Genomic DNA, 25,364 nt, shown 5'->3' on the forward strand with positions numbered 1-25,364 from the left:
CGCAGCGCGGCCGACGGATGACGACGGGGGCGGGGATGTCCGACTGGCAGGTACCGGGAGCGTCCGGGTCGCGTGACGGGACGGATCGGCCGGGAGGCACGTCACCGGCACCGGGTTCGCAGCCGTCCGGCGGGTGGTCGGGGCAGCAGCGGCCGTCCGGTGCGTGGTCCGGCGCGCAGCCGCCGTCCGGCGGGTGGTCCGGGAAGCCCGGGCCGCAGCAGGCCGGCTCGCGTCCCGTGCTGCCGCTGCGACCGCTCGGGCTGGGGGACGTCCTGTCCGGTGCGTTCACCGTCCTCCGGCGGAACGCCCGGGTCCTGCTGCTCTGGAGCCTGCTGCTGAGCGGCGTGCTCGGGTTGGTGTCGACCCTCGCCGGGACCCTCGGGCAGCAGGCCCTGCAGTCGCGGATGTTCGCCGCGGTCGACGCCGGTCGGGGTGCCGACGCGGTCACCGCGGGGTCGATCACGCTCTGGCTGCTCCTGTCCGTCGCGCTGCCCTTCATCGCCTCGCTCGGCCGGGGCTTCCTCGTGGCGCCCGTCGCCGTCGACACCGGGCAGCGGATCCTCGGTCGCCGTGCATCGTTCGGCGGCCTGTGGCGGCTGCTCGCCGGTCGCCGGTGGTCGGTCCTCGCCTGGATCCTGCTGCAGGCCGGCGCCGGTGTGGTCGCCGCCCTGGTGTTCGGCCTGGTGGCGTTCGCCGGCGTCGCCGCGATCGGGTCGGGCAGTCGCGTGGGCCTCGGCGGCGTCGTCCTGCTCTTCGTCGTGCTCGCGCTCAGCTTCGGTGTGCTCGCCGCCTGGCTCGGCACGCGGTTCGTCTTCACGGTCCCGACGATCGCGCTCGAGGGCCGGTCCGTGTTCGCCGCGGCCGCGCAGTCGTGGCGACTCACCCGGCGTGCGTTCTGGCGGACCTTCGGCATCCTGCTGCTCGTGCAGGTCGTGTTCGGGTTCGCCGCGTCGATCGCCGCGACGCCGCTGTCCATCGGGGCGCTGCTGCTCGGCGGGACCTTCGACCCCCTCGGGCAGACGGGCGCGCGGGCCGGCGTGGGGGTCGGCGCGGTCGTCGCCCTGGTCGTGGGGAGCCTGCTCGTGATCGCGGTCCAGTGCGTCGTCGACGTGCTGTCCGCCTCGATCACGACCTTCCTGGCGGTCGACCGACGCATCCGCACCGAGGGACTCGACCAGCGCATCGCGGCGCACCTGGAGACCGGGCAGCCGAGCGACCCGTTCGCGCCCGCCGACCCGCTCCTGCCCGCGCAGGGGCGGCCGTGGCCGCCGCAGCAGCAGTGGACCCCGCAGCAGCAGTGGTCGCAGCAGCCGCCGCAGTGGCCGGTCCCTCCCGCGCAGCAGCCGGAGCCGCCGACCTGGGGCGGGAAGCCGGACGGTCGCCCGTGACCCCCGGTCCGGACGAGGCCCGGGACCTGCTCGAGCGCGAACTGCAGCGCAGCGAGTACGCGGCCGTCGAGCCGACCTGGTGGGACCGGGCGTCGCGCGCGGTCCTCGACTGGCTGCAGTCGCTCCGTGCCGACGGGCTCGGGTCCCCCGCCGTCGCGCAGACGCTGCTCTGGACGGCCGTGGTCGTCCTCGTCGCGGTCGTCGTCCTCGTGGTCGTCGCCCGCGGACTCCCCCGCCGACGCGCCCGCACCGCCGCGGACTCGATCGGCGGGGTGTTCGACGCGGACGACCTGCGTCCGGCGCGCGACGTCGCCGAGGCCGCACGGGCAGCGCTGCGCGCCGGGGACTGGGACGGCGCGGTCCTCGACGGCTACCGGGCGATCGCCAGGGGCCTCGGCGAACGGGACCTCGTCCCGGACGTGCCCGGCGCCACGGCCCGCGCGATCGCCGACCGTGCGGCGCCGTCCTTCCCGGACGCCGCCGACGCCATCGCCCGGGCCGCCGCCGCGTTCGACGCCGTGCGGTACCTCGGTCGTCCCGCGGACGAACCGATCGCCCGCGCGGTCCTGGGCACCGAGCGGACCGTGTGGACCACCCGCCCCGTCCGCCCAGACCAACCGGCGGTCCCCGCGTGAGCGCGGCCGGTACCACCCGGGAGCGCACCGCGCCCTCCGAGTCGCCCACGGCCCCGGCACCCGCGGGTCCGGCTCCCGCGGGGACCGGTCGCGGCGGTCGCGCCCGCCGGATCGCCCTGTGGTCGTTCGTCGTCGCCGTCGCACTGGTCCTCGCGGTGGCCACCGCCGTCGTGCAGGGATCGGCGCCGACGGACCGGACCCCGCTCGACCCGACCTCGACGACCGCGAGCGGCTCCCGCGCGCTCGTCCGGGTCCTGGAGGAGCAGGGGGTCGCCGTCGACGTGGTGCGGGACGCGGGCCGTGTCGGCGACGGCACGGTCCTCGTCGACGACTCCGCCGGGGTCCTCGACCCCGCGGTCGCACGGCGCATCGTCGCCCGCGCCGCCCACGTCGTCCTGGTCACCGAGGACGCCCGCGTGCTCGACGCCGTCGGGCTGCCGCTGGAGCCCGCGTCGCGCGTGACCGAGCGCCGGACCGTGTCCACGACCACGTGCCCCGTGCCGGCGGTGGCCGCCGCCCGGTCGGTCACCACCGAGGGCACCGCCTACGTCGCGGCGCCGGACGCCGACACCGCGGGCGTCGAGCTCTGCGCGTCGACCGACCTCGGTGACGGCCGCGGGTGGGGCATCGCGCGGACCGCCACGGCGGGTGGGGACGTCGTCCTCCTCGGCACCACCGGCGCCCTGCGGAACGACACGATCACGACCGCGGGCGACGCGGCCCTCGCCCTCGGGCTGCTCGGCCAGGGCGGCGAGAGCAGCGCGACCCCGACGCTGAGCTGGTACGTGCCGACCCCGGCCGGCGGTGACGCCGCGCCGACGCTCGGCTCGCTCGCCCCGCCGTGGGTGCCGAGCGTCCTCGCCCTCCTCGGGCTCGTCGCGGTCGCTGCGGCCGTCTGGCGTGGTCGACGCCTCGGACCCCTCGTCGTCGAGCGGCTGCCGGTCGTCGTCCGCGCGGCCGAGACCACCGAGGGACGGGCCCGCCTGTACGCCAGGACCCGCGACCGCACGCACGCGCTCGACACCCTGCGCGTCGCCGCCCTCCGACGGAGTGCGGGGCGGCTCGGGTTGCCCCGCAGCACGCACGTCGACGACGTCGTCCGGGCCGTCGCCCGCGCGACCGGGCGCTCCGACTCCGAGGTCGGCGCGGTCCTGGTCGGCGGGCCCGTCCGCGACGACCGGACGCTGGTCGCGGCGGTGTCCGAGCTCGATGCGCTCGAACGGTCGCTGCGCGCCGCGACGGGCGGCCCGGCGGACGACCGGCACCAGACCACCAGCGAGCGGCGCACAGAACACCGGCAGCCGCCGTCCGACCAGTACCCGCCGCCCGACCAGCACCCGCCGTCGAACCAGCACCCGCCGTCGAACAAGCACCGAGGAGCACGACCGTGACCGACCACACCAGCAGCGCGGCCACCGACGCAGGGCCCGACGCCCGGAACGCTGCTCGGCCCGACATCCGGCGCGACGACCTGCGCGAGGCCTTCGGGCGGCTCCGCTCCGAGGTCGCCAAGGCCGTCGTCGGCCAGGAGGGCGCCGTCTCCGGCATGATCGTCGGCGTCCTGGCGCAGGGGCACGTCCTGCTCGAGGGCGTCCCGGGCGTCGCGAAGACGCTGCTCGTCCGGAGCCTGGCGGCGGCGATGTCGCTCGACACCAAGCGGATCCAGTTCACGCCGGACCTGATGCCCGGCGACGTCACCGGGTCGCTCGTGTACGACGCGTCGACGGGCACGTTCCCGTTCCGCGAGGGCCCCGTGTTCACGAACGTGCTGCTCGCGGACGAGGTGAACCGCACGCCCCCGAAGACCCAGTCCGCCCTGCTCGAGGCGATGGAGGAACGCCAGGTGAGCGTCGACGGCGCGGCACACCCGCTGCCCGACCCGTTCTTCGTCGCGGCGACCATGAACCCGATCGAGTTCGAGGGCACCTACACGCTGCCGGAGGCCCAGCTCGACCGGTTCCTCCTGAAGCTCGTCCTCGACGTGCCGCCGCGCGACGTCGAGTGGCAGGTGCTCCGTCGGCACGCGGACGGCTTCGTGCCGCGGGACGTGCGTTCCGCCGGGATCACGCCCGCGCTCGGCGTCGACGAGGTCCGCGCCGCCCAGCGCGCCGTGCAGGCCGTCGCCGCGCGGGACGACGTGCTCGCCTACGTCGTGGACCTGGCCCGCGCGACCCGCCAGGCCCCGTCGGTCCGCGTCGGGGTGAGTCCGCGCGGCGCGACGGCCCTGCTCGCCGCGGCGAAGGCCTGGGCGTGGCTCACCGGCTACGACGCGATCACGCCGGACCACGTGCAGGCGATGGCCGTGCCGGTCTGGCGCCACCGGCTGCGGGTGGCCGCGGACGCCGAGCTCGAGGGCGTCGGTGCCGACAACGTCCTGCAACAGGTGCTCGAGCAGGTCCGGGTGCCGATCTAGTGGCGGTCACCGGTCGGTTCGTCGTCCTGCTCGCCGTCGCCGTCGTCCCGACGGTCCTGCTCGGCAGCGGCTGGGCGGGGCTCGCCTGGGTGGCGGTCGTCGTGGTCGGCGCGGCGCTCGACGTCGTCCTCGCCGCGGACCCGGGGCGACTCCGCATCGAGCGGCGGATGCCCCGCGCGGCACGGCGGGACGCCACCGCCGACGGCACGCTCGTCGTCGCGAACGACGGCACCCGTCGGCTCCGCGCCGAGCTCCGCGACATGTGGGAGCCCTCGGCCGGTCAGCAGCCGCGCCGCTTCCGCCTCGACGTGCCGCCGGGGGAACGCCGCACCGCGCGGATGCGGTTCGCACCCTTCCGTCGCGGCCGTCGCACCACGACCGGGGTCGCGGTGCGGGCGATCGGGCCGCTCGGCCTCGCCGCACGGCAGCGGGTCCTGGCAGCGCCGGGGACGCTCGTCGTCACCCCGCCGTTCCGCTCCCGCCGACACCTGCCGTCCCGGCTCGCCCGACTGCGTGAGCTCGACGGCGAGACGACCCTGCAGCTCCGTGGCCACGGCACCGAGTTCGACTCGCTCCGTGACTACGTCCGGGGCGACGACGTCCGGTCGGTCGACTGGCGGGCGACCGCGCGCCGGCAGGACCTGGTGGTCCGGACCTGGCGACCGGAGCGCGACCGCCGGGTCGTGGTCGTCGTCGACGCCGGGCGCTCCGGAGCCGGTCGGATCGAGGACGAACCGCGCCTCGACACGTTCATCGAGGCGGCGCTGCTGCTCGGTGCCCTCGCGGCCGCGGCCGGTGACCGCGTCGACCTCGTGGTCCTCGACGACGCGGTCCGCGACCGCGTCCGCGGCGCCACCCGGTCGGACGTCGTGCAGCGCTTCGGCGAGGTGCTCGCGACCGTCGAACCGGGCCTCCGCGCGACGGACTGGTCCGCCGTCCCCGGCGTCGTCGACGGTGTGACGACCGCCAGGGCCCTCGTCGTGCTCCTCACCGGGCTGGACTCCGTCGGTTCGTCGGGCGACCTGCTCGCGGTCCTCCCCCGCCTCGCCCGTCGCCACGCGGTCGTCGTCACCGGCGTCGAGGACCCCGCCGTGCAGCGCACCGCCGCCGGTGACCCGGCCGCCGTCACCGGGGGCGTGCCGGGCCGGACCCGGGGCGGACGCGGGCGGTCCGCGCGACGGGCCGCGGGCCTCCCGTCCGGCGCGGAGCGCGACGTGTACCGGCGGGCCGCCGCGGAACGCTCCCTGCTCGACGCGGCCGGCGTCGCGGACGTGGCCCGACGCGCCGGGGCCGAGGTCGTCAGCGGACGACCCTCGGACGTGCCGCCGCTGGTCGCCGACGCGTACGTCCGTGCGAAGGCGGGTGGCCGGCTCTGACGGCCTGGAGGCGCGTGGCGGCTCCCCGGGATCAGCCGGCGACCAGCGCGGTCGCGCCGCGCTCGAACTCCTCGACGTCGCCGCGCTGGCCGGCGCGGTACGCGCGGCCGCCGAGCACCCACTGGTACCAGAGCACCGCTGCGAGGGCGACGGTGCCGATCCCGATCTTGACCGGCCACGGCCAGTCCTGGCGGGTCACGACGCCCTCGACGAGCCCGGACAGCAGCAGCGTGCCGACCAGACCGAGGGCGACGGTGACGAGCGCGCGGCCGTCCTCGGCGAGTGCCTGGCCGCGCGTCCGCTCCCCCGGTGCGATCCACGACCAGGCGATCCGGAGTCCCGCGGCCCCGGCGAGGAAGATCGAGTAGAGCTCGAGCTGGCCGTGCGGCGCGATCCAGACGAAGAAGTCGCCGAGGCGGCCCTCGGAGTGCATGATCGCCGCCGACACCCCGAGGTTGATCGCGTTCTGCCCGATCGAGTACGGCACGAAGAGCCCGGTGATGCCGAACGCCACCATGCTCGCGGCGATGTACGCGTTGTTCGTCCACACCTGGGCGGTGAAGGCCCCGAGGCCGTGGTCGGAGTAGTACGCCTGGAAGTCCTGCGTGGCGTACCGGCGGAGGGACTCCGGAGTCCCGAAGGTCTCGAGCGCGCCGGGTGTCGTGCTGATCCACACCGCGACGACGGCCGCGACGACCGCGGTGGCGGCGGCGACCCAGAGCGTCAGCCACCGGATGCGGTACAGCGCGGCGGGGAGCTGGAGCACGAGGAAGCCGGTCAGCGCCGTGAGCGGGTCGACCGGGGTGCCGGTGAGCCGGAGCCGGGCGCGGAAGAGCGTCAGCGACAGCCGGTCCCCGGTCGCCGTGCGAGGGGAGGCGGCGCGGATGCGCGCGAGGTCGGTGGCGGCCGCCTGGTACCCGGCGACGAGCCGGTCGGCGTCGGCCCCGGTGCGGGGACGCGCGCGGGCGAGCTGGTCGAGTTCCTGCCAGCGGTCGCGGTGCACGGCCTCGTAGGCGTCCAGGTCCACGTCGTCTCCCCCGTCGTCTCGCCGTCCGGTGCTGTCCCACCGTTCGGTCCGTGCGACAGAATGATGCCATGCCGACGACGCGAGCGCCCCGCGACCTGGCCGACGCGCGGTACGTCCACGCGCTCGACGACACCGCGGACGAGCTCGTCGTCGGCGAGGCGGTCGCCCTCGACGTCCAGCCCGCCGGCATCGCGCTCCGCATCGCCGCTGGGCTGCTCGACGGGCTGTACCTCGTCGTCCTGTACCTGATGCTGCTGCTCGGGATGTCCCGGCTGTGGCCGAACGGCCTCGACCCGGCGTGGGGAGCCGCCCTGTCGATCGGCGTCCTCGTCGTGGTGCTCGTGCTCGTCCCGGCTGCGCTGGAGACCGTCACCCGCGGTCGGAGCGTCGGCCGGTTCGCCACCGGCACCCGGGTCGTGCGGCTCGACGGCGGTGCGGTCGGCTTCCGGCACGCGATCACCCGCGCGCTCGTCGGCCTGCTGGAGCTGTGGGGCTCGTTCGGGTCGATCGCCCTCGTCGTCGCCCTGTTCGGCAGTCGGCCGCGGCGCCTCGGGGATCTGCTCGCGGGGACCGTCGTGCAGCACGAGCGGGCCGTCCGGCACCGTCCGGCTCAGGTGCTCCTGCCCGTCGAGCTCACCGCGTGGGCCGGCACCGCCGACGTCTCGGCGCTGCCGCAGCGGCTCGAGAATCGCCTGGGTGCGTTCTTCCGCGGGGCCGCCGACCTGGCGCCGGCGGCTCGGGTGGCGACGGCCGAGCGGCTCGCCGCCGAGGTCGTCCCGCACGTGCACCCGCTGCCGCCCGTACCCGCCGAGGTGTTCCTGGCCGGGGTCGTCGTGCTGCGGCGGGACCGGGACACCCGGGCGCTGCGTGCCCGGGCGGCCGTGCTCGACCGGGCCGCCGCGGCCGCAACGGGCCGGCCGCCGGGCTTCCCGCGCTGACGCGCCGACGTGCCCGCGGTGCGGTGCGGGGCGCCCGCCGCGGCACGCGCCGCGGGGGCGAGACTCGGCATGGCGGACACGACTCGGGCTCCTGCGCGCGCGTCTCGTCCGCCAGCGCGAGACTCGGCGCCGACGTCGCCGGCCGGCCGACGTGCCCGCGCCGGCCGGCGCGCCCGGCTCAGTACCGGTAGTGGTCGGGCTTGTACGGCCCCTCGACCGGGACGCCGATGTAGTCGGCCTGCTCCGGCCGGAGCTCGGTGAGCCGGACGCCGAGGGCGTCGAGGTGCAGCCGCGCGACCTTCTCGTCGAGGTGCTTCGGCAGCACGTGCACGCCCGTCGGGTACGCGTCGCGCCGGGTGTGCAGCTCGATCTGGGCGAGCACCTGGTTCGTGAACGAGGTGCTCATCACGAACGACGGGTGACCCGTCGCGTTGCCGAGGTTCATCAGCCGCCCCTCGCTGAGGACCAGGACCGAGCGCCCGTTCGGCAGCCGCCACTCGTGCACCTGCGGCTTGATCTCGACGCGCTCGGCACCGGCGAGTCCCTCGAGCCCGGCCATGTCGATCTCGTTGTCGAAGTGCCCGACGTTCGCCACGACCGCGAGGTGCTTGAGCGCGAGCAGGTCCTCGACCCCGACGACCCCGAGGTTGCCGGTGCACGTCACGACGATGTCGACCTCGCCCGCGACGTCCGCGAGCCGGGCGACCTGGTAGCCGTCCATCGCGGCCTGCAGTGCGCAGATCGGGTCGACCTCGGACACGATGACCCGCGCACCCTGTCCGCGCAGCGCCTCGGCCGCGCCCTTGCCGACGTCGCCGTACCCGACGACGAAGGCGACCTTGCCGCCGATCAGGACGTCGGTCGCGCGGTTCAGGCCGTCCGGGAGCGAGTGCCGGATGCCGTACTTGTTGTCGAACTTCGACTTCGTCACCGAGTCGTTCACGTTGATCGCCGGGAAGCGGAGCTGTCCACGTCGCGCGAGGTCGTACAGGCGGTGCACGCCGGTCGTGGTCTCCTCGGTGACGCCTTGCACGTCCGCCGCGATCCGGGTCCAGCGGTCGCTCGACGCGCGCAGGGACTCCGCGACCGTGTCGAGCACGATCCGCCACTCGGCGCTCGCATCCGCGGCGGGCTCGGGCGCGGACCCGGTTGCCTCGGCGTCGGCACCGGTGTGCAGCAGCATGGTCGCGTCGCCGCCGTCGTCCAGGATCAGGTTCGGTCCGGCCCAGTCGGCACCGGCCTCGGCAGCCTCGGCGCTCCAGTCGAAGATCCGGCTCGTGCACCACCAGTACTCCTCGAGCGTCTCGCCCTTCCACGCGAACACCGGGACACCGGCGGGGGCGTCGACCGTGCCGTGCGGGCCGACCGCGACCGCTGCGGCCGCCTCGTCCTGCGTGGAGAAGATGTTGCAGCTCGCCCAGCGCACCTGCGCGCCGAGCGCCACGAGCGTCTCGATGAGCACTGCGGTCTGCACCGTCATGTGCAGCGACCCGGCGATGCGCGCGCCGGCGAGCGGCCGCGCGGTGCCGAACTCCTCGCGGAGCGACATCAGTCCCGGCATCTCGTTCTCGGCGAGGCGGATCTGGTGGCGTCCGGCCGCGGCGAGCGACAGGTCGGCGACGCGGAACGGTGCTGCGGTGGAGGTCTCGGTGGCCATGTGGTCGAGTCTTCCACGCCGCGTCCCGTCGGTCACGGGTCGGCCAGGACACGGACAGGAGGCGCGGTGTCAGTCCGTCGGCTGACGGAGCGGTCCGCGACGCACCACGTCCCACCCGCGCGGGACCCGGAGCCGGGCGGCGTGCCGCGCGCACAGGTCGTAGCCGTGCGGCTCGACGCGCGTGGAGAGGGGTCCGACGACGACCATGGAGTCGGCGTAGTCGTACGTCAGGGTCGCCGAGGCGCTCGCGCCACAGGCGACCTTGCTGCAGATCCGTACGTCCATACCGGACTCGACCCTAGCGGAGCACGGCCGTGCCGGCCCTCCGGTCGCCGCCCGTTCCCGTCCCGCCGCGTACGATGACGGGATGCGTCGCAAGCCCCCGATCGTCACCCCCGTCGACCGCGGCCGAGGTCGCTCCCGACACGGACGCGGCGGTCGGTCGAGCGTCACCGGACCGGAGCTCGCGCCGGTGATCACCCGCGCCGAGGCCTTCGACCGGATCGTCGGCGACACCGCGCACTACCTGCTCGGGCTCTGGCCGGAGGAGCTGGCGGGCGTGGTGTTCCTCGTCGCGGACATGCCCACCGACGCCTCGCTGCCCGACCACATGCCGCGGTGGCGGGTCGACCGCGACGCCCGCCGTGTGACGCTCTTCCGGATCCCGGTGGAGCGTGTGACCCACAGCCCGGAGAAGGACGACACCGACCGACGGGTCATCGTCGAGACGGCCGTCTTCCGGGCCGTGGGCGAACTCCTCGACAAGGACCCGTGGGACCTCGCACCGGACCGCTACCGCCACTGGTGACGATCAGGGCCCGTGCATGATCAGGGCCCGCGCGTGATCAGGACCTGTGCGTGATCACGGCCTGTGCTTGATCAGGGGTAGACGCGCAGCGGCGTGGACTCCTCGGTCGCAGGTCGGATCGGGAAGCCCGAGATGCCGTCCGACCCGGCGTAGGTGACCCCGGCGACCAGTCCCTCGGTCCCCGTCATGACGAGCTGCTTCGAGACCGGCACCGTCACGGTCGCCACGCCGTCCGAGGCGACGGTCACGCGCTGGCGGTCGTCGCCGGACCGGATGGTCACGGTGGCGTCGCTCCGCGTCGGGTTCACGAACGTCATCCGCTGGGCCGAACCGGGCGCGAGGGCCGTGATCGTGCTGTCGGTGAGCGGCTCCGCCGAGGCGAACCACCCGAGGTCGGTCCGCCCGTCCTCGGTCGGGCTCGTGCTGCGGACGCCGGCGACGACGGGCTCGGTCGACGAGATCGTGAACGCGTAGCGACCGTCGGGGAAGTCGTCGAGCGCCACGTCGGTGACCACACCGGGCTCGGCCGTCGCGTTCACCATGGAGCCGCCACCGTCGGCGGTGCTGATCCCGAGCGTGACGCGCGCGGCGCGGGATCCCGGCACGAACAGCCGGACGACGGGTGCGGCGTCCGCGGTGTCGTCGCCGCGCTGCGCCTCCTGCGTCTTCTCGAGCACGACCGCCGGGACGACCTGCTTCGTCGAGGGTGCGGCTCCCCCGGACACGACGTCGTAGCCGCCTGGTGTGAGCGTCCGGACGATGCTCTCCTGCATGTGCGCGACGATCTGCCCGCCGGTGGAGGTGACGTGCACGACCGTCGACGCCTGGTCGGCGACGAAGCCCGACAGGGGCACGACCTTCTGCGTGTTCGGCGCCACGACGATGCCGTTCGTGCCGGGGGCGCTGACGGTGCCGTTCGCGTCGTACACCGCCAGGTCGACCGTGGCGTTCACGTCGGTCGGGTTGGAGAGCGTCACGAGCGTCGTGCGTCCCGTCTCCGTCGACCCGCCGACGAGCCAGGTCGACTGGCTCGGGTCGTCGCAGGACGCGGAGGCGGTGCCGACGAGGTCACCCGACGACACGGTCTGGCTGCTGCTGCCGGCGACCTGCGGGGTCGTGTCTCCGGCCGGGGCGGTGAGGAGCTCCGGCTCGCTGCCGCCCGTGGTCGAGGACCCGAGCGTCGAGCGGTCGACGGTCGAGCCGGTCGTCGCGGACGCGATCGTGGCGCTGCCGACGGTGCTCGCGCGGGTGGCGTCGTTCCCGGCGTCGTCGGACAGCCGGAGCGCGCTGCCGGCGCACACGCGCTCGGCCGCGGCGGGCACCGGGGTCACGGTCCGGCCGGCGGGGCGGACGGGCTCGGCGGACGTGCCGATCGCGTGCGCCGCGGTCACTGCTCCGGCGGCGACCACGACGGCCACCGCGGTCGCGGTGCCGCGGAGGACCCACCGGCGGACGGCGGCGTGGTCGGTGCTCATTCGTCGCGCTCCTCGTCGAAGGTGGTGGCGGGCTCCTCGGCCTCGATGACGTTGCTGGTCGCCCGACGGCGGCGCGGGGCGGTCGGCACGGCGAGCAGCGCGGCCGCGCCGAACACGATGCCGAGCACGACGAGGTACAGCACGTGCGTGGCCTGGGTCGCCGCCGAGCCGCCGGTCACCCGGTCGACCTGGCCGTCGTAGTGGAACAGCCGGCCGGTGGCCGTCTCGCCGATGCTCGTGAAGCGGGCGTCCTGGCCGATGGCGCCGGCGGCCCGGTCGTACACGGCCTGTGCGGCGTCGTCGGACGGCGCGTCCTGCAGGAGCACGAACGAGATGCCGAGCTCCCGGAGCGCGGGCTCCGGGTCGTAGCCGCTGCGGCTCGCGAGGTTGCCCGCGAGCGTGGTCAGTCGAGTACCAGCCGGGCTGAGGCGGAGCGCGGTCGCGTCGAGCGTCGACTGGTCGTCCAGCGTGGAGCCCTGCCCGCGTTCGAGGGCGACCGCGAGGGACCCGTCTGGCTGCGGGTCGACGACGAGCGTGCCCACGTCCGGGTTCGCCTGCGCCTCCGCGTTGACGTAGGCGCTCAGCACGCGGCCGGTCGTCGGGGCGACGACGGCGTTCCCGAGCGTGAACGCGGCGAACGCCGGAGCGACGGCGATCCCGACGAACACGGTCGCGACGAGCCCCGTGGCCGGAGCGGTCCGCGGCAGGACGTCGATCCCGACGCACGCGGCGAGGACGAGCGCGATCCAGTACACCGACAGCGCGCTGCCGGGCCAGACGATGGTGGTCGTCGAGCCGACCCCGGTCACCGTCAGGTGGGTGGCCCCGAAGGCGGTGGCGTACCCGACGAGGGCCAGGACGAGCGCGGCGCTCGCAACGTGCCAGCGGTGGCCGAGGAGCGAGCCGATCGCCAGGAGCCCCACGGGCAGCGCGAGCACGGCCATCACGATCGGCAGCGCGACGAGCACCGCACCGGCGTCGATCGACCCGACGACCGGCAGCCAGCCGTTCCAGTCCGGCAGCGGCTGGCCGATCGCCAGCTGGAGCGCGGACGGCGCACGGGTGGCCGAGGGCACGCCTGGGTCGGCGAAGACCGCGAGCGGGTTGCCCCGCGCGATCTGCTCGAGCACGAGCGGCAGGAAGAGCACCACGGTCGGCACCGGGATGAACACCCGCCGGTGCGCTCGGCGCCAGCCGACGACCACCGAGACGAGCCAGCCGAGCAGGAGCACGGGCAGGAGCGACGGGGCAGACGCGGCGACGACCGCGAACAGCAGCGACGCACCGGACGCCCAGGCCCACGAGCGGTGTGCCTCGAGGACCGCGAGCACGAGCCACGGGAGCGTCAGGTGGGCGATCACGGCACCGAGGTGCCCCGTCGTGACGGCACCGATCAAGGACGGCGCGATGGCGTACAGCGCCGCGCCGACCACGGGCACCCAGGATCGGGTGGTGACCTTGCGCACCGCGAACCACGCGCCGAGGGCGGAGACCGGCATCGCGAGCAGCACCACGAGCACGACCGAGGTCGAGGGCGACCAGGCGGTGATGCTCCCGAGGAGCGCGACGACGGCCGCGAACGGGTCGCTCGGGCCGGTGGAGCCGGTCCCGATGGAGTGCCAGCCGTAGCCGACGTTCTGCCAGAGCCGTCCGACGTCGGTGCTCAGCGGCAGGAGTCCCCCGCCGGTCAGCGCCGGGGTGCCGAGGAGCGGCCAGAGCGTCACGACGCTGAGCACGGCCGCGGCGAGCACCACCCAGACGCCCCCGTCGCCGAGGAACGACGCCCGCGCGATCGGGGCGTCCTCGACCCGGGCGAGCTCGACGTCACGCGTGGTGGTGCGGTGCTCGTGGAGGCGTCGCCAGCTCACCCGGAGGGGTTCGACGGCCGCCCAGCCGACGCGGCGCGTGCGCTGCACGTTGCGACGGGCGCGGCGCACCCCGCTGCCGAAGGCGACCGAGAACGCCGCGGCGAGCTCGCCCGACACGGCGGCGGGGTGCTTCGCCACGAGGTGCCCGATCGCACGACCGATCGCGAACGGCACGAGCGTGAGCCAGTGCAGCCAGAGCAGTCCGGCGGGCGCGTAGGTGAGGCGGCGGTGCAGCTGCGCCTGCCGGTGGGCCCGCACCCGACGGGCCTCGGAGACGCGCTTGCGACCGAACTCCTCGATCGGGCCGGCGCTCGTGACGCGGGCCTCCGGGACGACGGCCACACGGTGCCCCGCGAGCCGTGCGCGGATGCAGAAGTCGAGGGCGGCGTCGACGTCGGGCAGCGCCGGGTCGAAGCCGCCGAGGTCGCGCCAGACCGAGCGACGCACGAGCATGCCGGCCGCGGCGACGCCGAGCACGTCGGTGTGCCGGTCGTGCTGCCCCTGGTCGAGTTCGTCCTGCACGAGCGTGAGCGAGCGACCGGTACGCGTCGTGCTCTCGCCGAACGCGCGGATCAGCGACGGGTCGTCGACCGCGACGAGCTTCGGGCCGGCGACGACGACGGACGGTGCGATCTCGACGGCGGACAGCATCTCCGCGAGGGCGGTCGGCGCCGGCGCGTTGTCGTGCCCCAGGATCCAGAGCCACTCCTCGGCGGGCTCGTCGTCGGGCGCGACCGGCGCCTCGTGTTCGCCGCGTGCGACCGCCTCGCCGAAGGGGCGTCCGGCCGGGAGCCGGACCAGCCCGGCGGATCCGCCGAGGGCGATGTCGGCCGTCGAGCCGTCGGTCGACCCGAGGTCGACGACGACGAGGTTCTCGGGGTGCCGGGTCTGCCCGACGAGACCGTCGATGGTCCGGTCGAGGTGCTCCCCACCGTTCGCGGTGACGAGCACCGCCGTGACGCGGGGTCGGCCGGTCCGGGCCTGGTCCGGCCGGGACTCGTCGACCCGCGGCCGACCCTCGTCGGACCGGGACCGGTCGGACTCGGGGCGGGGCAGGGACTGCGCGGGACTGGTCTGCATGACGCGCGTCACTCTACGGTCTGGAGGCGCGGTGCCGGTCCGCCGGGACGGCGTGCCGTGAACCTGTGGGTCCGGTCACGGTGCCGTGTACGTCGGGCGCGCGCCGTGCCTCCTGGCCGGGTCGCCGGGACGGACGGGAGCCGCTAGGCGCGACGGCGCAGCTTGCGGCGTTCGCGCTCGGACAGGCCGCCCCAGATCCCGAAGCGCTCGTCGTTCTCGAGTGCGTACTCGAGGCACTGCGACCGGACCTCGCACGAGGTGCAGATCTTCTTGGCCTCGCGCGTCGAGCCGCCCTTCTCGGGGAAGAACGCCTCGGGGTCGGTCTGCGCGCACAGCGAGTCGACCTGCCACGACAGCGGGTTCTCCTCGTCGGCGACGGGACGGCGGACGCCGGGGACCCCGAGGGACACGGGGTCGACGTGCCAGTCCTCCGGCACTCCGGCGTTGAAGTCGGCACCGTTCACCCTGATCACCCCTGACGTCTCGACTGCGGTCACCACGACCGAGGTCGCTTGCCTGTAATTACAGCGGTGTGATTCCCGAGAGTCAAGTCGCGGATCATAGAAGGCACTGAGCGCGGCGGCGTGTCATGTCCCCCGTACGGGCGTGTCGCGGGCGTTCTGTCCGGCCGTCGGGGGACAAGAACGCCCGCCGAGCGCGTCAGCCGATGCGGCGGCGGGCTTCCCAGGCGCTGGTCACCATCTCGTCGAGCGAGTGCCGCATCGCCCACTCGAGGTCGCGCGCTGCGGCCTCGCCCGTCGCGACGATCCGCGCGGGGTCGCCCGGCCGGCGGGGTGCGACCTCCGGCTCGAACGCGATCCCGGTACCGGAGGCCATCGCGTCCATGATCTGTCGCACGCTCACGCCGTCGCCGCTGCCGAGGTTGTAGGCGCGTTGCAGGGGCTCCCCCGCCTCGAGCTTCCGGGCCGCGACCGCGTGCGAGTGCGCGAGGTCGGCGACGTGGATGTAGTCGCGGACGCAGGTGCCGTCCGGGGTGGCGTAGTCGTCGCCGTTGATCCGGGGCGTCCGGCCGGCGAGGAGGGCGTCGAAGACCAGCGGGAACAGGTTGTGCGGGCTCGCGTCGTACAGGTCCGGCTCCCCCGACCCGACGACGTTGAAGTAGCGGAGGGACGTCGTCGTGAAGCCGGCGGCGACCTCCATGTCCCGCAGCAGCCACTCGCCGATGAGCTTCGACTCGCCGTACGGGGACTCCGGCGCCTTCGGGGTGTCCTCGACCACGGTCTCGACGTCCGGTGTGCCGTACACGGCCGCGCTCGACGAGAAGACCGCCTTCGTGACGCCGTTCTCGGCCATGGCGCGCAGGAGCGTCGCGGTGCCGGTGACGTTCTGCTCGTAGGTGTGCAGCGGGCGCTCGACCGAGACGCCGGCGTACTTGAAGCCGGCCACGTGGACGACACCGGTCACCGCGTGGTCACGGAGCGTCCGGGCGACGAGCTCGCCGTCCAGGATGGTGCCCTCGACGAACGGGACGTCCTCGGGGACGAACGCCCGGAAGCCGCTCGACAGGTCGTCGAGTGCGACCGTCTCGATGTCGGCGGCGCGCAGGGCGCGGACGACGTGGGACCCGATGTACCCGGCACCGCCGGTGACCAGCCAACTCATGCTCGTCACGCTAGCGGACCGGGCGACCCCGGCCGGCCGACCCGGGCTGCGTGTCCGGGTCCGGCTGATCCGGGTCCGGCCGGGTCCGGGCGCCCGTCGGTCCGGCTCGGGGGTCAGGCGCCCGTCGCGAAGAAGACCGTGGAGGTCAGGCCGGAGGCGACGTCCGCCTCGACCGTGACGTCGCCCTCGTCCGGGGTGACGAAGCAGGACTCGCCCTGGCGGAGCAGGGTCGCCGAGGTGGCGCCGACGAGCGTCACCACGCCCTCGGTGCAGATCGCGATCGACGGTCCGGTCAGCGGTGCGACCCCACCCGTCGCGAGGCCGACCGGGCGCCCCTCGCCGGTGACGCGGAGGAGCGCGAAGCCGACCCCCTCCGGTGCGAAGCGGTCCACGCCCGGTGCGAGCTGCTCCGGTTCGAGCACGGGTGCGGGGTGGGCCGTGAAGTCGAGGACGCGCAGGAGCTCCGGGACGTCGACGTGCTTCGGCGTCAGCCCGCCGCGCAGGACGTTGTCCGAGGGGGCCATGAGCTCGACCCCGAGCCCGTCCAGGTACGCGTGGACGTTCCCGGCGGGCAGGTACATCGCCTGGCCGGCGGTGAGCGTCACGCGGTGCATGAGCAGCGACACGACGATGCCGGGGTCGCCCGGGTACGCGGTGGTGAGGTCGCGCACGGTCCGGGTGTTCGGGGTGGCGGCGTCGTCCGGCAGTGCGGCGGCCAGGTCGCTCGCCGCCTGGACCACGGCGAGCGCCGACGGGTCCGCGGTCTCGAGCCAGCTGACCGTGTCCTCGAGCCCGTGGGCCAGGTGCACGCGGAGCGCGCCGAGCCGACCGGAACCGGCATCGAGCAGGTCGACGTCCGCCAGGGTCTCCTCGACGGCGCGGAACCCGCTGAGCGCCTCGAAGCGCTCGCTGAGTGCGACCACGAGCTCGGGCTTCGGGAACGGGTCCTTGTAGTTCCGGGCCGGGTCGTCGATCGGGACGCCGGCTGCTTCCTCGCGCGCGAAGCCCTCCTGCGCCTGCTCCGGCGTGGGGTGCGCCTGCAGGGACAGCGGTGCGGCGGCGGCGAGGATCTTGAGCAGGAACGGCAGTCCGGTGCGGTCCGGTCCGAGTGCTGCCTCGGGCTCTGCGGCGATCCACTCGAGGAGCGTGTCCGCGCCACCGACGGTCGCGGGGTTCACCACGACGCTCGGGCTGCCGGGGTGCGCACCGAGCCAGAGCTCGGCCTGCGGGGCGCCGGTGACGGTGCGGCCGAGGAGTTCGGGGATCGCGGTGACGGAACCCCACGCGTAGTCGCGCGGGGTGTTCGTGATGCCGAGGAACATGTGCCGAGCGTAGCGGGCGGTTAGCCTGTCCCCCGTGACGAACACCTGGCCGATCGCCCGTGGGACCGTGCCCGAGCGCGAGGCCTTCGCCCTCGGCGCCGCGGTCGTCGGCGTCCTGTTCGCGGGCGACGCCGTCCCGAACACGCTCACCTGGTACGGCGCCGCGGTCGTCTGGGCCGCGCTCGGCGGGTGGGGCGTCTCGGTCGTCGTGCGCGCCCGACCCTCCCTCGCCCGGACACCGCGCGCGCTCTGGGTGTTCCTGGGCTGGTGCCTGCTGACCGTCGCGTGGTCGCACTGGCGCGCAGCGACCCTGGCGAGCATGGTCGCGCAGGTCCTGTGCGTCCTGGTGGCGTTCGCGATCGCGTCGACGCTGTCGTGGCGGCGGATCCTCGACGCCGTGTCGCTCGCGATGCGGTGGGTGCTCGGCCTGTCGCTGCTGTTCGAGGCCGTCGTCGCCGTGGTCGTGCGGCACCCGATCGCGCCGATCTGGACGGACTACGGCGACCGGAAGATCCCGGACGCCTTCTACTTCTCACGCGCGGAGCTCTTCACGGGCGGGCGGATCCAGGGCCTCCCCGGCAACGCCAACCTGCTCGCGATGGTCGCGCTCCTGGCCCTGGTGGCCGTCGCCGTGCAGCTCGCCGAGGGGCGCATCCGCCGCGACCGGGCCGTCGTGTGGCTCGTGCTCGGGGTCCTCGTGCTCGCCCTGACACGCTCGTCGACGGTGCTCGTCGCAGCCGCGGTCGTCGCGGTCGCGGCCGTCGTCGCGGTGTGGGTGCGGCGGGTGCCGAGCGGCCGTCGGGCGCCCCGGTACGCCGTGGTGGCGGTCGGCGCGGTGGTCCTCGCCGTGCTGGCGCTCGTCGGACGCGGCGCGCTCACCGCGGTCCTCGGCAAGTCGTCGGACCTGACCGGCCGCGGCGAGATCTGGACGGCGGTCCTCGGCCTGGTCGACCGACACCCGGTCGTCGGTTCGGGCTGGATCGGCTACTGGTGGCCGAACATCCCGGAGCTCGCCGACATCGCGCACCGGAACGGCGTGGTGTACCTGCAGGCGCACGACGCGTACCTGGACGTCTGGATGCAGACCGGGATCGTCGGCCTGGTGCTCTTCGGGCTGTACGTGCTGTCGACCCTCGTCCGGTCCTGGTGGTGCGCGACCCGGACCGGCTACGTCACGGACCTGCGGCCCCGGGCGTTCGACCCCGTCACGCTCTTCCCGCTGCTCGTCGTCGTCGCCCTGCTCGTGCAGTCCGTCGCCGAGTCGCGCCTGCTGTACCAGGGGAACTGGGTGCTCTTCGCGCTCATCGCGATCAAGACCAGGAACGTGCTCGTCGGCGAGGAGCCGCCCTCGGTGGGCGACGGTCCCCGCATCCCGGTCGCCGTCCGTGCCTTCCGCGGGTCGGACGTCACGGACACCGACCGCCGCTAGCGGTCCCGCACCACCAGCGCGCACGGCACCTGCGCCGACCACGGTGCCGTCCGCACCTCGAGCACCGCGGCGGGGTCGGCACGGCAGACGCCGACGGAGGACGCGACCTGCGGCGCCCACTCTGGTCCGTCGCTGCGGTTCGTCCGAGCGGGGGCGGCGTTCGCGACGGCCGTCGTCACCACCAGCGCGACCAGGCACCAGCCGAGGCCGACGCGGAGGACGTGCACCGCGCCTCCTGTCCGGGTCGTCCGTCGGCGACGTCGGCCCGTCGGGTCGCCGCCGTGCCGCGGGGCCCACCGGTCGCCCGCGAGTGCCGCAGCCGCGACGACCACGGCGGACAGCAGCAGCATGCCCGCGGCGGCGGCGTAGCGGTTCGGCCCGATCGCGGCCAGGGCCGCGCCGGTGACCGAGCCCCACCGCCCGTTCGCGGAGCGGTTCGCGACGAGCGCCGCGGTCCAGACGCCGGCCGCACCGAGCACCAGCGCGACGATGGTCCACCGAGTGCGCCAGCCGGCCACGAGCACCGCGGCGAGGACCGCCACGCCGATCCCGGCCGCCGGCAGCAGCACGACCCACCAGCCGTGGCGGGCCACGGCCGCACCGACGGCGGCGACGTCGCGGTCCCACAGCCCACCGAACGGCAGCAGCAGGTACCCGCGAACGACGTCGCCGACGGAGGGGTCCCCAGGGCGGGAGAGTCGTTCCGTCGTCAGGGCGGCGACCACCTGCAGGGTGCCCCCGAGCACCGCCGCGACGGTCACGGGCAGCGCGCGGAGACGGTCCCGCTCACCGGCAGCGGCCCGCCGACCGGTGAGGTCGCGGGCGGGCCACCACGCCAGCGCGAGGAGCGGCAGGAACAGGACCGTCTGGAGCTCCGTCAGCGTCGCCGCGAGGGTCAGCAGGGCGACGACGCCGGATCCCCACCAGGTGCGGGCCCGGTACGAGAACAGCCACGGGACGAGCGCCATCGCGTACCAGTGCAGGTTGGCGACGTTGCCGCTGATCTCGACCGGGGCGAGCGGCAGGACGACCGGGACCGCCGCCAGGACGAGCCGGAACGGCCAGGGGCGCACGACGTCGCGGGACAGCAGGAAGAGCGACGCGGCGACGACGCCGACGACGGCGCACGCCGACGCGGACAGTGTCAGGGCGTACTGCTCGACGGGGCGGTGCACCGCGAGGTCCACGAGCAGGCGCGGGACGAGGTGGAGGTAGCCGGCGTAGGGCCGCAGGAGCGTGTCGCCGGCGCCGTACGCGAGCTGCTCGCGGAGGAAGATCCCGCCGTCCTCGGCCAAGGTCGTCGCGCGGGTCACCGGGCCGAGGCGCCACCAGGCGAGTGCCGCGGCGGCCAGCGCGACGAGGACGGCTGCGAGCGCCTGGACGACCGCGCGGCGACGGCGGGACGCGGTGCGCGCGGGGCCGTCGTGCTCGTCCATCGGGGCGAGAACCTATCCGAGATATCGACGACCAGCCATATCGACGCTCCGCGATGCCCGCGGCGGACTCTCCACGAGGTGCGAGAGGATGGACGGGTGACGGACCGGACGGTGAGCAGGCGTGCGCTCGCGCGCCGGTACCTCTCCGCCTGGATCGGGTTCTCGGCGGGCGGGCGGTTCAGCCAGGCCCTGGCGACCGCGGTCCTGCTCTTCGCGTTCGGGCAGCCGGCCGTGCACGCGATGGTCGGCACCGCCGGGTCGTGGGCCGCCCTCGCGACCCTCGTGGTGCTCGCCGGCCTGAGCCTGCTCGGACAGCGCTACCGCATCGAGTGGCACGGCGTCCTGCCGCTGTCCCTGCTGGCCTTCGTCGGGTTCTGCGCCCTCAGCGTGCTCTGGAGTCAGTACTCGTGGGTCGCCCTGCGCGGGTTCGCGTCCACGGTCTGCTTCGTCGGACTCGGGCTCTACCTGGCGCTCGGCCGGGACCTCGTGCAGGTCATCCGCGCGGCCGGCGACGCCTTCCGCATCCTGCTCGTCGTCGCCCTCGGGCTCGAGGTGCTGTCCGGACTCGTGCTCGACGTGCCGTTCCCCGCGTTCGGCATCCGTGGGGACATCGCGTACGGCGGCCCGATCCAGGGCGTCGGCGGCACCCGCAACTTCATGGGCTTCGTCGCCGCGGTGGCCCTGGTCACGTTCGTCGTCGAGTTCCTCACCCGGTCGGTCACCACGTGGCGGGCCGTCGCGTCGACCGCCCTCGCCGTGATCGCCCTGATGCTCGTGCAGTCACCGATCACCGGGATCGCGATGATCGCACTCGCCGTGACCGCGCTCGCACTGTGGTCGCTGCGGCACGCCAGACCGGCCACCAGACCGGTGGTGAACGCGGTGCTCGGCGCGGTCGTGCTCGGCATGGCGACCCTCGGCCTGGCGCTCCGGCACCGGGTGCTCGCGGAGATCGGTGCGGCGGGCGGCACGGCGACGCGCCTGGGTCTGTGGGAGCAGATCCGGGTGCTCGGTGCGCAGTTCCCGATGCAGGGCTGGGGCTGGGTCGGTACGTGGCCGAGCGAGGCCGTGTTCCCGTTCACGACCCTGGTCGACCCCGCCGGCGCGCGCTTCACGTCCGGTCTCAACGCGTTCGTCGACGCCTACCTGCAGATCGGGCTCGCCGGCACGCTCCTGCTCGCGGTCGCCGCGGGGCTCGCGTTCGCCCGCGCCTGGGTGACGGCGACGACCTTCCCCGGTGTCGCGTACGTCTGGCCGGCGGCCGTCCTCGTCCTGCTCGGCGTCACCAGCACGGCCGAGAGCTACCTGCTGCACGGCGCCGGGCTGATGCTCTTCACGACCGTGATCGTCGTGGCGGCGCGGCGGCGGTCGTGGCGTCGGCACCTGCCGCGCGTCCCCTCCTGAGGGAGGACGACGACCGAGCACCGCGCCTGCCTGCACGCCTGCCGTGTGCCCTCCCGCGCCTGCGAGCATCCACACTCGCGTCCGCGGTGACCGCGCCACTAGCATGGCCGCGGGCCGCAGGGGGCGGTCCACCACCGACAGGAGCCGGCATGTCCCTCGCCTCCCGCGCCGTCACCGCGCTGCTCGCGGTCTCGGCCCTCACAACGGCCGCGGTCGTCGGTGTCGCGCCGGCCGAACGTGCCGCCGCCGCCCCGACCGCGACCGGGACCGGGACCGGGACCGGGACCGCGACCGTCCAGGGGTCGCGCTACACACCACTCGACACCACCCGCGTGTTCGACGGCGCCGTCGGGACGACCCCCGTCGTGGTGCCCGTCGCCGGGAGTGCAGGGGTGCCGTCGAACGCCACGGCCGTCGTCGTCAACGTCGAGGTCGAGGCGCCCACCGCCGCCGGCTACGTCCGCATCACGCCCGCGGGCACCGACGCACAGGTCGCACTGCAGGAGTTCCCGGCCGGGCGCACCATCTCGAACCTGGCCACGGTCAAGCTCGCGAAGGGGGGTGTCCAGGTCAAGGTCTCCGCCGGGTCGGCCCGGGTGCTGCTCGCCGTCTCCGGGTACTACGCGTCGGGCGGCGGCTCGACCTTCACCCCGCTGCCCACCGCCCGCGTCGCGTCGCCGACCGTCGGCACCACGCCGGTCCCGGTGCAGCTGGCCGGGCAGGGCGGGGTCCCGGACGACGCGACGGCCGTCGTGGTGAACGTCGAGACGAACGGTCCGACCGCGGACGGCTACGTCCGGCTCACGCCCCTCGGCCGCGACGCCTCCGTCGCGGCCCAGGAGTTCACCGCCGGTCGCACCGTGTCGAACCTGGCGATCGTCCGGCTGGTCGACGGGGCGGCGCAGGTCCGGTTGTCGCGCGGCTCGGCGACCGTGTTCCTGGACGTCGCGGGCTACTACTCCGCGTCGACGTCCGGTTCGGTGTTCGTCCCCGTCGACACCGCCCGCATCGAGTCCTCGACGCTCGGCACGGCCCCCCGTGCGGTCCGGGCGACCGGTGTCGGCGGCGTCCCCGGCACCGCGACCGCGGTCGTCGCGAACGTCGAGGTGCAGGCACCGTCCTCCGACGGGTACCTCCGCGTCACCCCGGCGGGACAGGACGCGACCGTCGCCGCGCAGGTGTTCCGCGCCGGGGAAGAGGTCTCGGCGGCCGTGATCACGAAGGTGACCGGCTCGACCGCCGCCCGCGCCCTGCAGGCGAAGGTGTCGCGCGGCACCGCGAACGACTACGTCGACGTCTCCGGGTACTTCCTCGACGGGACCTCGGCGTCCGGCACCGGTGTCGACGTCTCGTGGCCGCAGTGCGGCTCGTCCCTCCCGACCGACGCGGCATTCGCCGTCGTCGGGGTGAACGGCGGCCTCGCGAACAACACGAACCCGTGCCTCTCCAGCCAGCTGTCCTGGGCGGCCGGCTCGTCCGGTGGGACCTCGCAGGCCCCCGTGCAGCTGTACGTGAACACCGCGAACCCCGGGAAGCAGGCCTCGGTGTGGCCGGCGAGCAACACCCTGCCGAACGGCGGACCGACGGTCGCGAACCCGTACGGCACCTGCGCCGGCGGCTACGACCGGGCGTGCTCCTACGTGTACGGCTACACCCGGGCGTACGACGACGCCCGATCCCGAGGGGTCGACTCCCCCGCGTCCTACCGGTGGTGGCTCGACGTCGAGACCGAGGGCACCTGGCAGGCCGACTCGACGCAGAACCGAGCCGACCTCGAGGGGATGGTCGCGGCGTTCCGTGCAGTCGGCGCGCAGGTCGGGTTGTACTCGACGACCTTCCAGTGGAACAGCATCGTCGGCACCGTCCCGTCGTCGAGCTCGCTCGCGGGCCTGCCGAGCTGGATCGCGACCGGGACCACGACGCTCGCGGCGGCGCAGCAGGCGTGCTCCGGTCCGGCCCTCACCACCGGGGGCCAGGTCGTCATGACGCAGTACGTCGCCGGCGGGTTCGACCGGAACGCGACCTGCGTCTGACCCCGGGCGTCGGACCCGCCGGTTGCTAGGGTCGTCGCGTGCGTCTCCCCCTGCTCGAACGCATCGCGATGTGCGTCGTCGTCGTGGTGTCCTGCGCCCTGAACCTCGGGCAGAAGCTCCTCTGCACGGTCCCCCAGCCGGCGGACGTGTCCCGCGCCGAGTACGTCAACCGGTACGGGTGCTGGTCGGACGTCGCCGCGCTCTGGAACAGCCGCGGACTCGCGCAGCACGTCTTCCCCTACGTGCACGGCACCTGGCGCGGGGACCCGCCCGTCCTCGGCGGTGGCACCGTCGAGTACCCGACCGCGACGGGCGTGTGGGTGTGGCTGACGGCGCTGCCGGTCGACTCGGTCCGCGGGTTCCTCGTCGTGACCGCGGTGGCGGCCGCGGTCACGGCCGTGCTCGTCATCCTCGCGCTGCAGCGCATCGCCGGTCGACGCGCGTGGGTGTTCGCCGCGACCCCGCCGCTCGCCCTCTACGCGGTCTACAACTGGGACCTGCTCCCGGTGGCGTGCACGGTCGCGGCGCTCCTCGTGGCGACCGCAGCACCGCGTTCCTGGTCGCCCCTGCTGCGGTGGGGGCTCGCCGGGGCGCTCCTCGGGCTGGGCGGCGCGTTCAAGCTCTACCCACTGATGTTCCTCGGTGCCCTGACCCTCGCCGCACTGCTCGACCGGGACGCCCCGTGGTCCGAGCGGGTGCGGCGCACCGCCGTCACGCTCGGGGCCGGCGTCGCCGTGGTGCTGGTCGCCAACGTGCCGTTCGCCCTGGTCAACTACGAGGGGTGGTCGTCGGTCTTCCGGTTCCAGGCCGAGCGCCCGATCGGTCCCTCGACCTTGACGATCTGGTACTACGGGCTGCTCCCCTGGTCGGCCGACCTGGACGGTCCGGTGCAGGGCACCATGGCGCTGCTGTCCACCGCGACGACGGCGATCGGGATCCTGGCGGTGCTCGCCGTGGCGGTCCTGCGTGCGCTCCGGACAGGCCGCACGCCGTGGATCCAGGCCTCCGCCGCGATGCTCTGCGTCTACATGGTGGCGAACAAGGTCGACTCACCGCAGTACGTGCTCTGGCTGCTGCCCTTCTTCGTGGTGCTGCGGCTCGGCGGCTGGTGGGTCACCGCTTACCTGGTCACCGACGTGTGCCTGACGGTCGGGTTCTTCCGCAACGGCTACTACGACGCGATCGGGCAGACCGCTGACACCTGGGCCGGGCAGATGGTCACGGCGGCCCTGTGGATCCGCGCGGTGCTGCTCGTGGTGTTCGCGGTGCGGTTCCTCCGCACCCGACCGGCGGGCCGAGCCGCCACGGGCCCGCAGGACCGCGACGGCGACGGCCCCGCGCAGGACCACGACGACCGCCCCGCACCGGACCGTGACCACGCCGCGACGCGCCCGTTGCCGGGACGACGACGACGCGGCACCCCCGTGGGTACCGCGTCGCCGTAGGAGGGCG

20 protein-coding genes are annotated in these 25,364 nt (G+C 74.7%); 11 read left to right on the forward strand and 9 right to left on the reverse strand.

The window, feature by feature from the left end; translation table 11 throughout:
- Nucleotides 1-35: 35 nt before the first annotated feature.
- The 5 genes from DEU32_RS04805 to DEU32_RS04825 all read left to right on the forward strand — a co-directional run bounded on the left by DEU32_RS04805 (nt 36) and on the right by DEU32_RS04825 (nt 5,812).
- Nucleotides 36-1,388 carry a glycerophosphoryl diester phosphodiesterase membrane domain-containing protein gene (locus DEU32_RS04805; protein WP_114849577.1) on the forward strand — a complete coding sequence of 451 codons (1,353 nt, stop codon included), beginning with the start codon at nt 36-38 and terminating at the stop codon, nt 1,386-1,388.
- Nucleotides 1,385-2,023, forward strand: coding sequence for a DUF4129 domain-containing protein (locus DEU32_RS04810; protein ID WP_147281408.1), 639 nt, complete (start codon nt 1,385-1,387; stop codon nt 2,021-2,023). The genes DEU32_RS04805 and DEU32_RS04810 overlap by 4 nt, the downstream gene beginning before the upstream one ends.
- On the forward strand, nt 2,020-3,414 hold the full coding sequence (locus DEU32_RS04815; RefSeq protein ID WP_114849579.1) for a DUF4350 domain-containing protein: 1,395 nt from the start codon (nt 2,020-2,022) through the stop codon (nt 3,412-3,414). Before DEU32_RS04810 ends, DEU32_RS04815 begins: the two co-directional genes overlap by 4 nt.
- 65 nt (nt 3,415-3,479) lie before the next feature.
- Nucleotides 3,480-4,436, forward strand: a complete 957-nt coding sequence (locus DEU32_RS04820) for a MoxR family ATPase (RefSeq protein WP_114849857.1) — start codon at nt 3,480-3,482, stop codon at nt 4,434-4,436.
- Nucleotides 4,436-5,812 (forward strand): DUF58 domain-containing protein, encoded by a 1,377-nt coding sequence (locus DEU32_RS04825; protein WP_114849580.1) that lies wholly within the window; start codon nt 4,436-4,438, stop codon nt 5,810-5,812. The genes DEU32_RS04820 and DEU32_RS04825 overlap by 1 nt, the downstream gene beginning before the upstream one ends.
- Nucleotides 5,813-5,843: 31 nt before the next feature.
- Here the strand turns inward: DEU32_RS04825 and DEU32_RS04830 are convergent, their stop codons facing one another.
- Complete coding sequence (locus DEU32_RS04830; RefSeq protein WP_114849581.1) at nt 5,844-6,839, reverse strand: stage II sporulation protein M; 996 nt, start codon at nt 6,837-6,839, stop codon at nt 5,844-5,846.
- 68 nt (nt 6,840-6,907) lie between these two features.
- Between DEU32_RS04830 and DEU32_RS04835 the strand changes: the two genes are divergently transcribed.
- Entirely contained in the window at nt 6,908-7,777 is an 870-nt protein-coding gene (locus DEU32_RS04835; RefSeq protein ID WP_114849582.1) for an RDD family protein, read from the forward strand.
- Between the two features lie 178 nt (nt 7,778-7,955).
- Here the strand turns inward: DEU32_RS04835 and ahcY are convergent, their stop codons facing one another.
- Nucleotides 7,956-9,434: an adenosylhomocysteinase gene (gene ahcY / locus DEU32_RS04840; protein ID WP_114849583.1), complete on the reverse strand. Its 1,479-nt coding sequence runs from the start codon at nt 9,432-9,434 to the stop codon at nt 7,956-7,958.
- A 69-nt stretch (nt 9,435-9,503) separates the two neighbouring features.
- The gene (locus tag DEU32_RS04845; protein WP_058742158.1) at nt 9,504-9,719 is read right to left on the reverse strand and encodes a DUF3499 family protein; all 216 of its coding nucleotides are present in this window, start codon (nt 9,717-9,719) and stop codon (nt 9,504-9,506) included.
- 82 nt (nt 9,720-9,801) lie between these two features.
- On the opposite strand from DEU32_RS04845, the gene DEU32_RS04850 reads away from it, so the two are divergent.
- On the forward strand, nt 9,802-10,242 hold the full coding sequence (locus tag DEU32_RS04850; protein WP_114849584.1) for a metallopeptidase family protein: 441 nt from the start codon (nt 9,802-9,804) through the stop codon (nt 10,240-10,242).
- A gap of 71 nt (nt 10,243-10,313) precedes the next feature.
- Here the strand turns inward: DEU32_RS04850 and DEU32_RS04855 are convergent, their stop codons facing one another.
- The 5 genes from DEU32_RS04855 to manA all read right to left on the reverse strand — a co-directional run bounded on the left by DEU32_RS04855 (nt 10,314) and on the right by manA (nt 17,610).
- Nucleotides 10,314-11,717 (reverse strand): DUF5719 family protein, encoded by a 1,404-nt coding sequence (locus DEU32_RS04855; RefSeq protein WP_114849585.1) that lies wholly within the window; start codon nt 11,715-11,717, stop codon nt 10,314-10,316.
- A complete protein-coding gene (locus DEU32_RS04860) occupies nt 11,714-14,665 on the reverse strand; it encodes a glycosyltransferase family 2 protein (protein WP_147281409.1) in 2,952 nt (983 codons plus the stop codon). The genes DEU32_RS04855 and DEU32_RS04860 overlap by 4 nt, the downstream gene beginning before the upstream one ends.
- 143 nt (nt 14,666-14,808) lie before the next feature.
- Complete coding sequence (locus tag DEU32_RS04865; protein WP_373286830.1) at nt 14,809-15,138, reverse strand: WhiB family transcriptional regulator; 330 nt, start codon at nt 15,136-15,138, stop codon at nt 14,809-14,811.
- A 187-nt stretch (nt 15,139-15,325) separates the two neighbouring features.
- Nucleotides 15,326-16,288 carry a UDP-glucose 4-epimerase GalE gene (galE, locus tag DEU32_RS04870; RefSeq protein WP_058742174.1) on the reverse strand — a complete coding sequence of 321 codons (963 nt, stop codon included), beginning with the start codon at nt 16,286-16,288 and terminating at the stop codon, nt 15,326-15,328.
- 113 nt (nt 16,289-16,401) lie between these two features.
- The gene (manA, locus tag DEU32_RS04875) at nt 16,402-17,610 is read right to left on the reverse strand and encodes a mannose-6-phosphate isomerase, class I (protein ID WP_114849588.1); all 1,209 of its coding nucleotides are present in this window, start codon (nt 17,608-17,610) and stop codon (nt 16,402-16,404) included.
- A gap of 34 nt (nt 17,611-17,644) precedes the next feature.
- Between manA and DEU32_RS04880 the strand changes: the two genes are divergently transcribed.
- Nucleotides 17,645-19,039: an O-antigen ligase gene (locus DEU32_RS04880; RefSeq protein ID WP_114849589.1), complete on the forward strand. Its 1,395-nt coding sequence runs from the start codon at nt 17,645-17,647 to the stop codon at nt 19,037-19,039.
- Here DEU32_RS04880 and DEU32_RS04885 read toward each other — a convergent pair.
- Nucleotides 19,036-20,475, reverse strand: a complete 1,440-nt coding sequence (locus DEU32_RS04885) for a hypothetical protein (protein ID WP_114849590.1) — start codon at nt 20,473-20,475, stop codon at nt 19,036-19,038. The genes DEU32_RS04880 and DEU32_RS04885 overlap by 4 nt on opposite strands.
- 96 nt (nt 20,476-20,571) lie before the next feature.
- Between DEU32_RS04885 and DEU32_RS04890 the strand changes: the two genes are divergently transcribed.
- From DEU32_RS04890 to DEU32_RS04900, 3 genes are all read left to right on the forward strand, one after another.
- Nucleotides 20,572-21,879: an exopolysaccharide production protein gene (locus DEU32_RS04890; protein WP_114849591.1), complete on the forward strand. Its 1,308-nt coding sequence runs from the start codon at nt 20,572-20,574 to the stop codon at nt 21,877-21,879.
- Between the two features lie 149 nt (nt 21,880-22,028).
- Nucleotides 22,029-23,912, forward strand: a complete 1,884-nt coding sequence (locus tag DEU32_RS04895; protein WP_114849592.1) for a hypothetical protein — start codon at nt 22,029-22,031, stop codon at nt 23,910-23,912.
- Nucleotides 23,913-23,950: 38 nt separating this feature from the next.
- Nucleotides 23,951-25,357 carry a hypothetical protein gene (locus DEU32_RS04900; protein WP_114849593.1) on the forward strand — a complete coding sequence of 469 codons (1,407 nt, stop codon included), beginning with the start codon at nt 23,951-23,953 and terminating at the stop codon, nt 25,355-25,357.
- Nucleotides 25,358-25,364: the final 7 nt, after the last annotated feature.

This window comes from Curtobacterium sp. AG1037, assembly GCF_003349855.1.
GTDB lineage: Bacteria > Actinomycetota > Actinomycetes > Actinomycetales > Microbacteriaceae > Curtobacterium > Curtobacterium citreum.